Origin of the sequence: Kordiimonas sp. SCSIO 12603, from assembly GCF_024398035.1 — a bacterium.
Lineage (GTDB): Bacteria > Pseudomonadota > Alphaproteobacteria > Sphingomonadales > Kordiimonadaceae > Kordiimonas.
Map to the genome: position 1 here is coordinate 1,643,249 of NZ_CP073748.1, position 16,308 is coordinate 1,659,556.

The following is a 16,308-nucleotide window of genomic DNA, read 5'->3' on the forward strand; positions in this document are numbered from 1 at the left end:
TGTAACGCTATGGGGAAGTTTAAGTGGCAGAGACACCAGTAAGTACAGAAATTCAAGATGATATTCTGATCGTTCGTATAAACAGGGCGGAGCGCCGGAACGCTGTTGATGGTGAAACCTCGGAAGCTCTCTATCAGGCATTCAAAACTTTTGATGGGGATGAAAAGCTTTCTGTTGCAGTCCTAACCGGTGAGGGTGGTTATTTCTGTGCTGGGGCTGATCTTAAAGCGCTTTCGGAAGGAAGTAAAAACCCACTTCAAATAGAAGGGGATCTGGGACCGATGGGAGCTTCGAGGCTTCAATTGTCGAAGCCAGTTATAGCTGCGATTGAAGGACATGCTGTAGCGGGCGGCATGGAGCTCGCGTTATGGTGTGATCTCCGGGTGATGGCGTCTGATGCTGTAATGGGGATTTTCTGTCGGCGCTTTGGTGTGCCTTTGATTGATATGGGGACCATTCGTTTACCGCGCCTTATCGGGCAATCTCGAGCTATGGATTTGATCTTGACAGGAAGGCCTGTTGGTGCTGATGAAGCCGAGCATATTGGCCTTGTTAACCGGGTGGCTGAGCCAGGAAAATCTCTGGAAGCGGCTATTAAGCTTGCTCAACAAATTGCGGCGTTTCCACAGGCTTGCATGAGAAATGATAGGCTTTCGGTATTAGAACAGTGGTCACTTACCGAAGAAGAAGCAATGCAAAATGAGTTTAAACGAGGACTTTCAGTTATTGATGCAGGAGAAACTGTGGCGGGCGCCAAGCGGTTTGCATCAGGCGAAGGGCGGCATGGAAAGTTTTAAATAGGTAAGTTTATTTGGCTTTGCCAAGGAAATTATAGTTCATCAAGCAATTGATCTTGGTATTCGTTAGATCTCTATAATTTTTTCGATTTTTGGATAGGGCGAGGTAAACATTCTCTACACCTAGGCGAGGGGTAACGGCTTTTATTTTCGACAGCCCCTGATTTTTAATTTCCTGCTCAATAACAGGTGTTGAGCCCGCGATGTAATCCAGTTTGTGCCGCGATAGGTTTTCCACAAGCGAAGCATAGCTGTTTTGCTCCGATTTTACCGGGCCACCTGATCTGACATAGGCATCAAATCTAGCTTCAAGCATTGCACCAAGTAAAATTCCAACACGCTTACCGTCTAAGTCTTTGAGGCTACTGATTTGCGTAGAGTGCATATGTTCGTCAGTGAAGATATTCATTTGAGTTTCCCGTAACGGGAATTTTGCAAAATCGAATATTTCTTCACGTTCAGCCGTTTTGTGGGCAGGTACGATGGCATCCACTCGGCCATCAACCGCCATGGTATAAGCCCGGTTCCAAGATGGGGCAAAAATAACATTAGCATTTAGGCCACAGAAGCTGGCACCTCTTTCAATGCGTTCAGCGATAAGGCCTTGCGCGCCAAAGGGCGTATTTGCACGTTCCAGACTGGAGGAAAGATCAATAGTAATAATGGATAACGGCTTTTTTTGAGGCTCTTCCGCAGTATTCGGGGAAGCCATTACATGCAGTATTGACCAGAACAGAATGATGTAAAGAGTAGCTCTGTGCATGTGATGTTTCTGTGCCTCTCTCAACTTATTATATAACTCAGGAAAGTGGCTTGGTAAATAAAACTGAGATTTCGGAATGTGTTAACAAAAAAGCCTACTCAAAATAAGCAGGCTTTTTATATCTTCAGATATCGAGTTATCTATACAAAATCGATCTTTTCAACATCGTAGTAGCGATCACCGCCCGGTGTTTTCACTTCTACTTCATCGCCAAGGCGACGACCGATTAGAGCACGAGCGATTGGGGACTGGTAAGAAATGCGACCAGCTTTAACGTCGCCTTCTTCCTCGCCAACAATCTGGTAAATAACCGTTGCATCGTCTTCATCAATAAGCGTTACTGTTGCGCCAAAAACAATACGGTCACCCGCAAGAGCTTTAGGATCAATCACATCGGCGCGTGAAAGCTTGCCTTCAAGCTCCATAATGCGACCTTCGATGTGTCCTTGCTGTTCTTTCGCGGCGTGATATTCAGCGTTCTCTGAAAGGTCGCCGTGTGCGCGTGCTTCTTCGATTGCAGCAACAACATTTGGGCGCTCAACAGATTTTAAATTTTTTAGTTCTGCTTCCAGCCTAGCATGGCCTTCTGCAAGCATGGGCACTTTATCGTTCATGTGTCCCGTCCGACTTTTCTATTTTCACATCCGGCGGAGCATATGATGCTCCAGCCTTTACAAAATACGAGCGCCGACTCAAAAGAGCCGGCGCGCTGTTCTGTCATTATGTAGTAAAGAAATTGCAAAAAATCAAGCCTAAGCCGATTCTCTACTGATTCCTTAGTCGTAATCCTGAATCTTCTTCACATCCAGTGCACCAGCTTTTAGTGCTTTCAACGACTTAACCGCAGCGCGGGAAGCAGCAATGGTTGTGAAGTATGGAAGCTTCATCGTAAGTGCTGTGTTCCGTAGTTCATAACTATCCTGAATAGCTTGCTTGCCTTCAGTTGTGTTGAACATCAGCTGTACGTTGCCGTCTTTCATGATGTCTAGAACATGTGGGCGTGCGCCTTCATTCACTTTGTAAACGCGTTCTACTTCAAGATTGTTGGCGGCAAGATAATCAGCTGTACCTGATGTGGCGATAACGCCGTAACCCATATCGAGAAGGTTACGTACCATTGGTACAAGCGCATATTTGTCACTATCTTTCACTGAGATGAAGACTTTACCTTCTTCAGGTAGCTTCACACCAGCAGCAAGCTGGGATTTATAGAAAGCCATTGAGAAGGTTTTATCGATCCCCATCACCTCGCCAGTAGATTTCATCTCTGGGCCAAGCAGTACATCAACACCCGGGAAGCGTGCCCAAGGGATCACCACTTCTTTCACCGCAACATGCTCGGTGATTGGGTCAACCAGATCAAAGTCTGTCAGTTTTTCACCTGCCATTGCACGAGCAGCGAGGGCTGCGATTGGGCTGCCTACAGCTTTTGCAACAAATGGCACCGTACGGCTTGCACGTGGGTTCACCTCAATCAGGTAAACTTCATCGTCTTTCACCGCAAACTGAACATTCATCAGGCCAACCACGTTAAGAGCGCGGGCGAGTGCGCGAGATTGGCGCTTCACTTCGTTCACAAGGCCAACCGGCAAGCTGTATGGCGGTAGGGAACAAGCGCTGTCGCCTGAATGAATGCCAGCTTCTTCGATGTGCTCCATGATACCTGCAACATGAATGTTTTCACCGTCAGATAGCGTATCAACATCTACCTCGATGGCATCTTTAAGGAAGCTATCGATTAGTACTGGGCTGTCACCTGAAACTTGCACAGCTTCTGCGATATAGCGGTCAAGGCCTTCACGGTCATGTACGATTTCCATCGCACGGCCACCAAGCACATAACTTGGGCGGATAAGAACCGGATAACCAACACGCTCTGCAACCTGAACGGCTTCTTCGTGGCTACGGGCAAGGCCGTTGTTTGGCTGCTTAAGGCCAAGTTTCTCAACAAGTTCTTGGAAACGTTCACGGTCTTCCGCAAGGTCAATCGCATCCGGGCTTGTGCCCAGGATTGGGATGCCTGCTGCTTCAAGGGCGTGAGATAGTTTCAGAGGTGTCTGACCACCGAACTGTACAATCACACCTTTAACTGTGCCATTTTCCTGCTCGCGGCGGATGATCTCAATTACATCTTCTGCGGTTAGCGGTTCGAAATACAAGCGGTCAGATGTGTCATAATCTGTTGAAACCGTTTCAGGGTTACAGTTGATCATGATGGTTTCATAGCCTGCGTCAGAGAGCGAGAAACATGCATGACAGCAGCAGTAATCAAACTCAATACCTTGGCCAATACGGTTAGGGCCGCCACCAAGGATAACTACTTTTTCACGGTTTGATGGGTTTGCTTCACATTCGGCAGGCTGGCCTGCCGCAAATGTTTCGTAGCTTGAATACATATAAGGTGTTTTCGCATCAAACTCAGCGGCGCATGTATCAATGCGCTTAAAGCTTGGGCGTACACCTTTCTCGTGGCGTGCATCCATAACGGCAGCTGGTGTAACACCTGCAAGCTGGGCAAGGCGTACATCAGAGAAACCAAGCATTTTAAGTTTGCGTAGTGAACGCTCGTCAGCTGGAATGCCGTTCTCGGAAACGGATTTCTCAGCGTTTACAACACGTTCAAACTGCTGAAGGAACCACGGATCAAAGTGCGAAACACGGTGGATATCTTCAAGGGATACACCTTCACGGATCGCCTGCACAATGCGGAGAATACGGTTATATTTCGGCACAGCCAGATCGTTCAGAATTGGCTGGAAATCACCAGATGCTGGATCATAATCTTCGAACGTGATTTCGTCCAAACCGTCGAGGCCCGTTTCCATAGAGCGCATAGCCTTTTGAAGGCTTTCTGCGAAGCTACGGCCCACGGCCATTGCTTCACCAACAGATTTCATTGCAGTTGATAGGGTTGGGCTTGTGCCTTCAAACTTCTCGAAAGTGAAACGCGGGATTTTGGTTACAACATAATCGATTGTTGGTTCGAACGAAGCTGGTGTAACGCCCGTGATATCATTCAGAAGTTCATCAAGTGTATAACCAACTGCGAGCTTGGCAGCGATTTTTGCAATCGGGAAACCTGTCGCCTTGGATGCCAGAGCAGAAGAACGGCTTACGCGCGGGTTCATCTCAATAACAATTAAGCGACCATTCTTTGGGTTCACGGCGAACTGTACGTTCGAACCGCCTGTTTCCACGCCGATTTCACGAAGAACCGCGATCGAAGCATTCCGCATGATCTGATATTCTTTATCCGTAAGCGTGAGAGCAGGGGCTACAGTAATACTGTCGCCTGTGTGAATGCCCATTGGGTCTACGTTTTCGATGGAACATACGATGATGCAGTTATCCGCTTTATCGCGCACCACTTCCATCTCGTATTCTTTCCAGCCGAGGATGCTTTCTTCAACAAGCACTTCTGTGGTTGGGGAAGCATCCAGGCCTTTGGTAACGATCTCAATGAATTCTTCTTTATTATAGGCAACACCGCCACCTGTGCCGCCCATGGTAAAGCTTGGGCGGATAATAGCTGGGAGGCCTGTCCATTCTAGGGTTTCAAGTGCTTCTTCAAGGGTGTTTGCTGTACGGCCGCGGCACACTTCCAGACCGATCTTTTCCATCGCAGCATTAAAGCGCTTACGGTTTTCAGCCTTGTCGATTGCATCTTCATCCGCACCGATCAGTTGAACGCCGTATTTCTTAAGAATGCCCTGTTCGGAAAGCGCCAGTGCTGTGTTCAGGCCTGTTTGCCCGCCCATAGTTGGCAGGATGGCATCCGGCTTTTCCTTGGCGATGATTTTCTCAACAACCTCAGGCGTGATTGGCTCCACATATGTGGCGTCCGCCAGCTCAGGGTCTGTCATGATGGTGGCAGGGTTACTGTTCACCAGAATAACGCGGTAACCTTCTTCTCGGAGGGCTTTACAAGCCTGTGTTCCGGAATAATCAAATTCGCAAGCCTGACCGATCACAATAGGACCGGCGCCAATAATCAGGATGCTTTCAATATCGGTTCTTTTTGGCATGTTGTGTTATCCGTTTTTCTGGCGTCTGTTACATCTGTTTTTTGTGCTGAGGATCAATAAAAAGCCGCAAAAACTATGCGGCTTTATGATTCTCGATCATATTCATAAATTGTTCGAACAAATAGAAGCTGTCCTGCGGCCCGGGCGATGCCTCTGGGTGTTGCTGAACACTGAAGATTGGCTTCTTGGTATGTTCGATACCACACACTGTTTTATCAAACAGTGAGATATGGCTGATTTTAACATCTTCAGGCAAGCTATCACCATCCACGCTAAAGCCGTGGTTCATTGACGTGATTTCCACCTTCATTGTGCGCAGGTCCTGAACCGGGTGGTTCGCGCCGCGGTGGCCTTGATGCATTTTGTATGTCTTGCCGCCGAACGCGAGAGCAAGAAGCTGATGCCCAAGACAAATGCCAAAGATTGGCAGGCCTGTTTCAATAAGCTTGTGAATAATCGGTAGGGCGTATTCACCAGTCGCTGCTGGGTCACCCGGACCGTTCGATAGGAAAATACCGTCTGGGTTATGGCTCATGATATCATCAAAGCTGGTTTCAGCAGGTACTACAGTAACCTTCGCACCAGTGGCAGATAGGCAGCGAAGGATGTTATCTTTCGCACCGTAATCAACCGCCACCACATGGGCTTTTGGGTTTTCAAGAACGCTGTAACCTGATTTTAGGTCCCAGCGGGTGCCATCCCAGCTTTCATTGCTTTCGCGTGTTACATCTTTCGCCAGATCCATACCTTCAAGGCCCGGCCAATCTTTCGCTTGTTTGATGAGTGCAGGAACATCGAACGCACCGTCTTTACTATAAGCAATAACACCGTTTGGTGCGCCGTTTTCGCGGATGTAGCGTGTCAGCTTTCTGGTGTCGATCCCGCAGATGCCCACAAGGCTGTTTTTCTCTGTCCATTCTGCAAGATGGTGTTCAGCGCGGAAGCTTGATGGGTCAGTAATTTCTTCTCTGATAACAAGGCCCCGTGCTGCTGGAGAGCGCGTTTCAATGTCTTCTATATTAGTGCCAACGTTCCCGATGTGAGGGAAGGTGAAAGTGATGATCTGACCCGCGTAGGATGGGTCGGTCAGAATTTCCTGATAACCGGTAATGGAAGTGTTGAAACAAACTTCGCCGACGGTATCGCCTTCTCGGCCAAATCCATACCCCCAAAAAATAGTTCCATCAGCAAGAACGAGAACAGCAGAAATATCATCCGCTGGAGGTGAGTACAGATCAGAGTCGGTCATGGTCAGGCCTTCTTTCACCAGAGTGTCACAATGTCGTCCCTTGCATATCAAGGGATTAGCCGCTAGATAAACACACCTTAATAGGTATATTGGCTGCGGCCAAATTGACGGGACAATAATCAAACAAGGACTTGGGGTCAAGGGAAAAATATTATAATTTTTCCTTTAAAATCAATGACTTAGCAAATTTTAATAAATTGCTAATTTTTGGGCTCTGCGATAGTATGGTGGCTTCCGACTCGTAGACCGGGGTACAAGGATATGTTACGAGAAGATCTCACTAAAGCAATGAAAGCGGCGATGCTTGCAAAGGAAAAATGTAAGCTCACTACTGTTCGTCTGATTCTGGCGGCCGTTAAAGAAAAAGATATTGAGCTGCGCTCAGAAGACCGTACACCTGAAGAGGATGATGCACTCATCACTGATATCCTCTCTAAGATGGTGAAACAGCGCAACGACAGCATCAAGGCTTATGAAGAAGCCGGACGCTGTGAGCTTGCTGAACGCGAGCGCGAAGAAATCAGTATTATTCAGGAATTCCTGCCAAAGCAGATGAGTGATGATGAAATCACTGATGCTGCAAAAGCTGTGATTAATGAAATTGGTGCAGAAGGCCTTAAGGATATTGGCCGCTGCATGGGGGCGCTAAAGGCTAAATACGCGGGCCAGATGGATTTCGCGAAAGCAAGCGTTACCATCAAGGGTATGCTGAGCTAGTTTAAGCACCTATATATACATTATTAATAGGGTGAAGCTGCGAACGTGGCTTCACCCTATTTTTTTGCTGATCATACATGACCCAGATGTTTTGCTGTTTTCGGGAAGTATGATTTTGATTTTTCCGTTCTTTGGGAAGGCTTTGAAAGCTCTTTCCTTAATTCAGTTAAGGCAATATCATCGGTTGGTGCTAGCAAAATAGTAAGCCTTTCAAGAAAGCCAGGCTGTTGTGTGTCGGTGTTTTTCATCATTGTATCCTTTCATTTCTATAGGAGATATGATGAGATTTGACCAAATATACAAATTCGTAATATGAAGACTAAGGCTTAGATAAATTAAGGCTTAAGCAAATGGTTTTTAAATTACGCAGTCTTTCAGGGTTGATGGCGTTTGATGCCGCGGCACGGCACGGCAGTCTAACGCTAGCAGCTAAGGAACTTGGTCGCACACAGTCTGCTGTGAGCCAGCAGGTGAAGCTTCTGGAAGAAGAAACTGGATTGAAGCTGTTTGTGCGAAAACCTCGGGAAGTTGCCTTAACGCCGGAAGGTCGGGCGCTGGCGGATAGTGTGCGCGAGGCATTTGAAGGGATTGAAGAAACCATCAATCAGCAGAGCAAGCGGGATGAGCCTAATGTGCTCAGGCTTACCACCTATCAATCGTTCGCCATAAATTGGTTGATTCCGAGATTATCCAAATTCAATGCGCGCCATCCGGAAATTGATGTGATTCTCAATGTGGATGACAGACCGCAGGATATTCGTGCTGAAGGATATGATATCGCCGTGCGGGTTGGGCGTTATTCAAATGTACTGCTTAAAGAAATGTTTGCCCCCATTTATGCGCCTAGCTTGAGTGAGGGCAAGGATATAACCAAGGAGATTGCACATAGCTTTTCTCTCCTTGAGCACCAGACCAAAGATGCATGGGCCAGTTGGTTTGATCTAAATGGTGTTGATATTACCAAAGTGAAAATTGCAGGGCGCTATAGCCATTCGGGTTTGCTTATTCAGGCGGCTGCCGCGGGGGCAGGGATTGCGCTTGTGCCTTATGCGATTGCTTCTAACGCTATTTTCGCGGGGCAGTTTAAGTGTGTGCGCGGAAAGCCACTTGATACGCCATATGGTTATTACATTGTGCATGCACAGGAAGATAAGCCAGAAAAAGCTCGTTTGTTTGAAAGCTGGCTGATGGAAGAGTTTGCCGAAATGGAACGTCAGATGGCGCCTTATATTCAAGTTACAGAATAAAGCCGTCTGATAGACGCACTGAACCCTTGCATTTATAAAAGCATCTATGCGATTTTAATCTTTACGCGTACGCCCTGAGGCTGGGCGGTTTTCAATTTTTCTGAACGTGAGCAAATATGGCCTTTAGTCCGCAGTTTCTGGAAGAGCTTAAACAGCGTTTTACCCTGTCTGATGTTGTTGGTCGGCAGGTAAAGCTTGTGCTGCGCGGGCGGGAACACCACGGCCTTTGCCCATTCCACAATGAGAAAACACCATCCTTCACCGTGAATGATCAGAAAGAGTTTTATCACTGTTTTGGGTGTGGGGCTCACGGTAGCGTTTTTGATTTCGTAATGAACACACAGGGGCTTACTTTCCCTGAAACTATTGAAATGCTGGCCGCTGAAGCTGGCATGGAAGTGCCGAAGCAGTCGCGGGAACAGCAAGAGCGAGAGAAAAAGCGTGCCACACTTTATGAAGTGATGGATGCGGTTTCCAGCTGGTATCAGGCGCAGTTGATTGGCCAAATCGGACGCAGCGCATTTGATTATATTAAAGGGCGCGGCTTAACAGATGAAACGCTGAAGCGATTCGGGCTTGGATATGCACCCAATAACCGCTCCGCGCTTAAGGAAGCAATGCTCGCGCGGGGTATTGGTGAAGATCAGCTTATTGAAACTGGTATGCTCATTAAGCCGGATGATGGCAGACCAAGTTATGACCGATTCCGGGACCGTTTGATGTTCCCGATCACTGACCGGAAAGGGCAAACGATTGCCTTTGGTGGTCGTGCGCTTAGTAAAGATGCAAAAGCCAAATATTTGAATAGCCCTGAAACTACGCTCTTCCATAAAGGTGCAACACTCTATAATTGGGCAAACGCACGCGCAGCCAGCTATGACGCTGGGCAGGTGATGGTGGTTGAAGGCTATATGGATGTTATTGCCCTTGATCAGTTCGGCGTGAAATATGCGGTGGCGCCGCTTGGTACGGCCCTGACAGAAGACCAGATCGGTCATCTTTGGCATATGGCTGATGAACCGATTCTATCGTTTGATGGCGATAACGCAGGGGTAAGGGCAGCGAACAGGGCGCTTGAACGCGCGCTACCGCTTTTAAAGCCGGGAAAATCACTTCGCTTTATCATGATGCCTGAAGGCGATGACCCAGATACTTTGGTACAGCGTGAAGGTAAGCAAGCCATTGAGGGGATGATTGATAAGGCTGATCCCCTTGTGAATATGCTTTGGAAAGCGCTAACGGGCGCAGCTTCATACGATACGCCAGAACGCAGGGCAGGGCTTGAGAAAACGATTTTCGGTAAGCTTTCGGTTATCGAAGATGAAAATGTTAAAAAGCTCTATCAAAGTGAATACCGAAACCGGATTTTCAAACTATTCCGCGGCGAACAATCGGGTGGCAGCAGCCGTAAAGGATCATACGGCAAGCAAGGCGGCGCGGGTATGGTACGCCGTAAGAGTGGCGGTCGGCTGGCAACAGGTTTGCTGGCATCAACAAGCATCGGAAGAAGCCGCGGTGAGAGCGCAATTTGTGAACGCCTTGAGCGTGTCATGATGCTGACATTGGTGAATCATCCAGAGATTTTAGTGAAACATGAAGAGCATGTTGCGACTCTGCGGTTTACAGTGCCCGGGCTAGACGCTATACGCGATGCCTTGATCGAACAGGTAAACGATGATGTTCCCCTTGAACGTGAGGCAGTTAAGACCTACCTTCACGAAAGAGGGCTGACAAACTCATTGGGTACTTTAACTCGAGATGAAACGCTGAAGGACGATTGGTTCGCTTGGCCAGAAGCTGCACTTGCTGATGCGCTGACAGGTTTTGAGCATGTTTATAAGCGTTTTCAATATGTTACGGCTGCGCGTGATGCCTACAGGCAGGCTGAGGCAGAGTATGCGGCTGATATGACAGAAGAAAACCATGCACGGTTTGTTGCTGCGCAAGAGGCATATCGGGCACTGGAAGATAAAGAAGTTGATAAGGAAGGATACCGTCTCGAATCTGGGCGTATTTCGTTTGTTTAATACGAATCAGGACGGTTTTCTTTTTATAAATATGGTATAGACTGCGAGTCGCACGCAGATCTGGAGAAAATTTACATGGCAACTACTGCGAATCAACAAGAAGATAAAGCTGCTGGCCGCGATGAGGCGGGTGCAACACCGATGGGCGATTCCACGGAAGCAGCTGTAAAAAAGATGATCGCAAAGGCAAAAGAGCGCGGCTACATCTCGTATGATGAGCTGAACGCTGCATTGCCTACTGAAGAAATGTCGTCTGAGAAAATCGAAGACATTATGACCATGCTCTCCGAGATGGGTATTAATGTAACAGACGGCGAAGAGCAGGAAGCTGAAACTGAAGAGCCTGAGGCTGAAGAGCCAGAAGAAGGCAAAGAAGAATTCAAAGCATCAGATAAAAAAGAAGCTGGTGACCGCACGGATGACCCTGTTCGCATGTATCTGCGTGAAATGGGATCTGTAGAACTGCTCTCCCGCGAAGGCGAAATCGCTATCGCGAAACGGATTGAAGCAGGCCGGGCGACAATGATTGAAGGGCTTTGTGCAAGCCCGCTTACATTCCAGGCTATTGTGATGTGGGCAGAAGCGCATGAAAACGAAGAAATGCTGCTTCGTGATATTATTGATCTTGAGGCTACTCTCGGCAAACAGCCAAGTGTGAATGAGCTGGAAGACGAAAACGCTGGCGACGTGATGGCTGAAGGTTCTTCTTCTGAAGAGGAAGAAGAAACAGAAGAAGATGAAAATGCTGAAGGTGAAGATGATGGCGAAGAAAAGCCTGCTGCACCAACTGGCCCTCGTGATAGTGATGAAGAAGATGAAGAAGCGGCAATGTCGCTTTCTGCAATGGAAGAGCATCTCACACCTGAAGCTGTTGAAAAATTCAAGCTGATCACGGCTGCATACAAGAAATATGTAAAACTACAAACTCAGCGCTTCCAGCTATCATTGACTGGTGAAGACCTAAGCACATCTCAAGAACGCCGTTATAAGAAATTGAATGATGAGCTTGTTGAGCTTGTTCGTTCTATCAAATTCAATAACTTCCGCATCGAAGAACTTGTTGATGAACTATACGGCCTTAATAACCGCCTTATGAGCCTTTCTGGTCGTCTACTTCGTCTTGCGGAGCGCCATAAAGTAAGCCGTGTTGCTTTCCTTCAGGAATACCAAGGTAATGAACTTGAAGATGGCTGGGGTGACCGCGTTAGCAAGCTGAAAGGCAAAGGCTGGGCAGCCTTTGTTGAAGCTGAAGGCGTTGCAATTAAAAATATCCGCGATCAAGTGGAAGAAATCATGACACGTGCAGGTCTGCATGTGAGTGAGTTCCGCACCATTGTTCGTACAGTTCAGAAGGGTGAAAAAGAAGCCCGCATTGCGAAGAAAGAAATGGTGGAGGCTAACCTCCGTCTCGTGATCTCTATCGCGAAGAAATACACAAACCGTGGCCTTCAGTTCCTTGACCTGATTCAGGAAGGTAACATCGGCCTGATGAAAGCGGTGGATAAGTTCGAATATCGCCGTGGTTACAAGTTCTCTACATACGCTACATGGTGGATTAGACAGGCGATCACGCGTTCTATCGCAGATCAGGCGCGTACAATCCGTATCCCTGTGCATATGATTGAAACGATCAACAAGCTTGTTCGTACTGGTCGTCAGATGCTACATGAAATTGGCCGTGAAGCGACACCAGAAGAGCTTGCTGAACGTCTATCCATGCCACTTGAAAAAGTGCGCAAGGTTATGAAGATTGCGAAAGAGCCTATCTCGCTTGAAACACCGATTGGTGACGAGGAAGATAGCCATCTTGGTGATTTCATCGAAGATAAGAATGCGATCCTGCCTGTTGATGCGGCGATTCAGTCTAACCTTCGTGAAACAACAACACGTGTGCTTGCATCTCTTACACCGCGTGAAGAACGTGTCCTTCGTATGCGCTTTGGTATTGGTATGAATACAGACCACACACTAGAAGAAGTTGGTCAGCAGTTCTCGGTAACACGTGAGCGTATTCGCCAGATTGAGGCGAAAGCACTTCGTAAGCTGAAGCACCCAAGTCGTTCACGTCAGCTTCGTAGTTTCCTAGATACATAGGACCAGCTCCTCTGTTTAAGCTTGGTAATATATTCAAAAAGGGTGGTCTTCGCTGGCTGCCCTTTTTTGCCTTTTGGTTAGGACTTGGTTTTCAGCCTGCTTCAGCTTATGTAGACGGCGCTGAAATAATGCATCAACTTGAGCGAGATGCTTATGGTCGCTTGATGGTTGGTGTACATGTGAACGGCGAAGGGCCTTTCCCTTTCATTCTCGATACCGGTGCCAGCCGAAGTGTTATTTATCGCTCTTTGACAGCCTTGATGGATATTCAAGCTGTTCCCTTTAAATCCCGCAGTATTGTTACGGCGAGAGGATACAGGCGGGTGCAGGTTTTTGATGTGAGAGATTTGTTCGCGTTGGGGCAAACGCTACAGGTTGAAGATACTGTTGCTCTACCTGATGTTATTGGCTCACAGGCAAAGGGGTTAATCGGTGTGGATGTGCTCACCGGAAAAACATTGTTGATGAAACCAAAAGATGATCTGGCAGTTCTACTAGATTCATCTGATGATTTCCGTGAGGAAGATGGTTGGAGTTATATACAAGGACGCCCCGTCGCATACGGCTCGCTTGCTCTTGAAATTGAAATTGGCGGTGTAACGGTGCCGCTGATCGTAGATACAGGCGCTTCACATACTGTTATCAATACCTCTGGCGCAGAAGCAATGGCTCGTTCAGGCATAGAGGAAAAAGAGACATCAGCCCGTATTGCAGGAACCCGTTCAACAAAACAAATGCTGGTACCAGATCTTGTTTTAGGGGATTTGGAAATAGGAAATGCCGAGCTTTATGTAGCTGATATACCAGTTTTTGTCTTATTAGGTGCTTCGAATGTGCCGGCCATGATTCTGGGAATGGATGTTCTGGGGGAACATGAATTTGCTATCGATTTCAAAACTTGGCGGCTCTACATCAAGAACGCTGATAGAGCGGGGAAACAGTAAATAAAAACGCAGCAAACTCAAGAGGTTGCTGCGTTTTTCAATTTAGATAAAGCTTATTATTCTTGGAATAAGCTTACGATATTTGAAGGCTGGCTATTTGCAATTGAAAGCGCCTGTGTTCCAAGTGCCTGGCTAACCTGATCAGCAGCCAACTGCGCACTTGCTTCAGCAAGGTTGGCATCCACAAGATTACCAATGCCTTCCCGCGTTACATTCTCAAGCGTCTGAGAAAATTCTCTGGTCGCTGTGAATTCCTGTGAAGCTGCACCTAGCTCCGATAGGGAAGCAGTTACGTTTGCAATGCTCGCATCAATCGCTGCAACAGCGGCTTGAGCGTCTGACGCAGTTCCAATGCTTTGGCTATCGGTAAGTGTTACATTCGGGCCACCCAGCGATAGATCCTGAGCGCCAACCGTAACACTGCTATCGCCGTCAGGGCTGGTAATTGCGCTAATGGCATCACCACCAGACTGGAGAGCATTTGTACCGTTAAAGCTTGAATTTTCAACAATTCCGGAAATCTGGTCACGGAGCGCATTGAACTGTTGATTCAGTGCATCGCGGCTTGCGTCATCAAGACCAGGGTCTGATGCACGTACCGCTGTTTCGCGTAGTTCAAGAAGTGTGTTTGACACTTCTTCAGCGCCAGCGAGCGCAACGTCGGTTGTTGAAATAGCTCGGTCAAGCGATTGGCGTACACTATTCAGGCCACCAACGTCGCTTTCAAGGATTTGGGAAATCGCAAGCAGCGCAGCATTATCCTGCGGGCCGTTTACATCGCGGCCTGTCGTTACTCTTTCCTGTGTATTGGCAAGAGAGCTATTTGCTTTCTGCAAGTTTTGAACGCCCTGCAAGCTGCCGGCGTTCGTGTTAATGGAGTTTACCATTGTCTCAGCACCATCTTCTATGAACTTAATCTAAGCTCGCGGACCCCTCCGCAAACTTACACCCAATTTTCATTATGGCAGTTTTTTACCCAAGAAGAAAGGAGTAGATAATATTGTAACGATTGATTTACCGTCTGTTTACCTTATTCAGTGGGTTTTGTGCCTCGTATGGGCGGTAAAGGTTTATCTTTATTGCCGACTATGCCTTGCCGAAATAGCTTCACACCATTTTGCATCACCCACACCATACTGTTAAGTGCTCGAATACCATCTGCAGGGTTATCTGTAAGGTATATCAGATCAGCTTCTTTACCTTCAGTGATAGAGCCTGTGTATTCATCAATGCCAATGATTTTAGCGTTGTTGAGGGTAGCCAGTTTTAGAACTTTAAGAGGAGGTATCTGAATACGTTCGTGAAGTTCCATTTCATAGGGTAGGGATGCTCCAAAAATTACGCTGGGTGTTCCTGCATCAGTGCCAATACCAACTAGTGCCCCTTTATTTACGAGCATAAGCGTATTTGCCCGCAGTATAGGTAGTTTGGCTTTCAGATACCGTGAGTTATCCCACCAATCTTCCCAGTTAGTCACCATAAGGTCTGAACCCATATTCTGGTAAAGCAGATTGGTGTTAATATTGTCTGGGTCAAAAACATGTTGTTCTTTAACGGAAGTTTGCACATCCGCTATGGCTTCAAACATAGCGAGGGTAGAAATATAGGGTATTTGTCTATCGCGTAGTGTGTTGATAGCCGCTTCAGAAAGCTGCTTATCAATAGTTCCTTGGAGAATGCCGTCCACACCCGCATTCAGCGCTGCCTGTACATCATCTGCTCTTGCTGCGGCTACATAAACCTTGCGCTTTAACCTGTGGGTATAAGCTGCTGTTTGTTCCAGCCATTCCACTGGGAATTTTTGCATAGGATTACTTGAAAGCCAGCTTTTATCATCAAAGCTAACTTTGACAGCATCAGAACCACTCGCGAGTGCTAGGTTAACGGTGTTACGTACCTCTGGGAAGCTTGTGACCTTTTTATCTCCCCAGCCTCCGGGAATTGTGATGCTTTGCCCGGCTGCGAAATAAGATGGATAATCGTTTGGCCTCTCTCGCACTGCTGCTTTCAGAGCGCGCATAACACCGCGTCTTACATTCGGGTCAAATGTAGTGGTGATACCCCAATATAAATTCCTGCGGTACAGGGCTAATCGTTCATCCAGGTTCCTTTTTGCAAAACCGCCATCAGCGATATGTTGGTGTGCATCAATAAGGCCAGGAATGAGGTACCCTCCTTCAAGGTCTATACGTTCACAGCCGCCGCATTTCCCTGTGTAATTGAAAGATTTAATAATACCGTTCTCAATCAGCATGTTATCAGCCATCAACATGCTTTCTGATGATGCTTCATAAAAGCTGAAATTTTCCAGCAAAATACGTTCAGTTTGGGCAAAAGCCTCAAAACTGGTTAATGCTAGAACAGATGCTATGGATGCTGCGATGGATAGGCGTTTTGAAAACATGCTAACTCCCCGGTTTGCAGCGGTTAATTTTATTGGGCTTT

General features: G+C 47.3%; 13 protein-coding genes. 6 read left to right on the plus strand and 7 right to left on the minus strand.

Annotation, left to right across the window (positions count from 1 at the left end; translation table 11 throughout):
* The first annotated feature begins 23 nt into the window (after nucleotides 1–23).
* Nucleotides 24–797, plus strand: coding sequence for a crotonase/enoyl-CoA hydratase family protein (locus tag KFE96_RS07495; RefSeq protein WP_255835364.1), 774 nt, complete (start codon nucleotides 24–26; stop codon nucleotides 795–797).
* Between the two features lie 10 nt (nucleotides 798–807).
* On the opposite strand, the gene KFE96_RS07500 is transcribed toward KFE96_RS07495, so the two are convergent.
* The 4 genes from KFE96_RS07500 to carA all read right to left on the minus strand — a co-directional run bounded on the left by KFE96_RS07500 (nucleotide 808) and on the right by carA (nucleotide 6,834).
* Nucleotides 808–1,560 carry an ABC transporter substrate-binding protein gene (locus KFE96_RS07500; protein WP_255835365.1) on the minus strand — a complete coding sequence of 251 codons (753 nt, stop codon included), beginning with the start codon at nucleotides 1,558–1,560 and terminating at the stop codon, nucleotides 808–810.
* A gap of 140 nt (nucleotides 1,561–1,700) precedes the next feature.
* Nucleotides 1,701–2,174 carry a transcription elongation factor GreA gene (gene greA / locus KFE96_RS07505; RefSeq protein WP_255835366.1) on the minus strand — a complete coding sequence of 158 codons (474 nt, stop codon included), beginning with the start codon at nucleotides 2,172–2,174 and terminating at the stop codon, nucleotides 1,701–1,703.
* Between the two features lie 162 nt (nucleotides 2,175–2,336).
* Entirely contained in the window at nucleotides 2,337–5,585 is a 3,249-nt protein-coding gene (gene carB / locus KFE96_RS07510; RefSeq protein ID WP_255835367.1) for a carbamoyl-phosphate synthase large subunit, read from the minus strand.
* A 73-nt stretch (nucleotides 5,586–5,658) separates the two neighbouring features.
* Nucleotides 5,659–6,834, minus strand: a complete 1,176-nt coding sequence (gene carA, locus KFE96_RS07515) for a glutamine-hydrolyzing carbamoyl-phosphate synthase small subunit (protein ID WP_255835368.1) — start codon at nucleotides 6,832–6,834, stop codon at nucleotides 5,659–5,661.
* Nucleotides 6,835–7,095: 261 nt separating this feature from the next.
* On the opposite strand from carA, the gene KFE96_RS07520 reads away from it, so the two are divergent.
* On the plus strand, nucleotides 7,096–7,551 hold the full coding sequence (locus tag KFE96_RS07520) for a GatB/YqeY domain-containing protein (RefSeq protein ID WP_255835369.1): 456 nt from the start codon (nucleotides 7,096–7,098) through the stop codon (nucleotides 7,549–7,551).
* Between the two features lie 71 nt (nucleotides 7,552–7,622).
* Here the strand turns inward: KFE96_RS07520 and KFE96_RS07525 are convergent, their stop codons facing one another.
* Entirely contained in the window at nucleotides 7,623–7,799 is a 177-nt protein-coding gene (locus KFE96_RS07525) for a hypothetical protein (protein WP_255835370.1), read from the minus strand.
* A 102-nt stretch (nucleotides 7,800–7,901) separates the two neighbouring features.
* On the opposite strand from KFE96_RS07525, the gene KFE96_RS07530 reads away from it, so the two are divergent.
* The 4 genes from KFE96_RS07530 (at nucleotide 7,902) to KFE96_RS07545 (ending at nucleotide 13,863) form a co-directional block, all read left to right on the plus strand.
* Nucleotides 7,902–8,798: a LysR substrate-binding domain-containing protein gene (locus KFE96_RS07530; protein WP_255835371.1), complete on the plus strand. Its 897-nt coding sequence runs from the start codon at nucleotides 7,902–7,904 to the stop codon at nucleotides 8,796–8,798.
* Nucleotides 8,799–8,914: 116 nt separating this feature from the next.
* Entirely contained in the window at nucleotides 8,915–10,825 is a 1,911-nt protein-coding gene (gene dnaG, locus KFE96_RS07535; RefSeq protein ID WP_255835372.1) for a DNA primase, read from the plus strand.
* Between the two features lie 75 nt (nucleotides 10,826–10,900).
* Nucleotides 10,901–12,919 carry an RNA polymerase sigma factor RpoD gene (gene rpoD, locus KFE96_RS07540; protein ID WP_255835373.1) on the plus strand — a complete coding sequence of 673 codons (2,019 nt, stop codon included), beginning with the start codon at nucleotides 10,901–10,903 and terminating at the stop codon, nucleotides 12,917–12,919.
* A gap of 128 nt (nucleotides 12,920–13,047) precedes the next feature.
* A complete protein-coding gene (locus tag KFE96_RS07545; protein WP_255835374.1) occupies nucleotides 13,048–13,863 on the plus strand; it encodes an aspartyl protease family protein in 816 nt (271 codons plus the stop codon).
* Between the two features lie 56 nt (nucleotides 13,864–13,919).
* Here KFE96_RS07545 and KFE96_RS07550 read toward each other — a convergent pair whose 3' ends face one another.
* Together KFE96_RS07550 and KFE96_RS07555 are read right to left on the minus strand one after the other, a co-directional pair.
* Nucleotides 13,920–14,750, minus strand: coding sequence for a flagellin (locus KFE96_RS07550; RefSeq protein ID WP_255835375.1), 831 nt, complete (start codon nucleotides 14,748–14,750; stop codon nucleotides 13,920–13,922).
* Between the two features lie 143 nt (nucleotides 14,751–14,893).
* Nucleotides 14,894–16,267, minus strand: a complete 1,374-nt coding sequence (locus tag KFE96_RS07555; RefSeq protein WP_255835376.1) for an amidohydrolase family protein — start codon at nucleotides 16,265–16,267, stop codon at nucleotides 14,894–14,896.
* Between the last annotated feature and the right edge of the window lie 41 nt (nucleotides 16,268–16,308).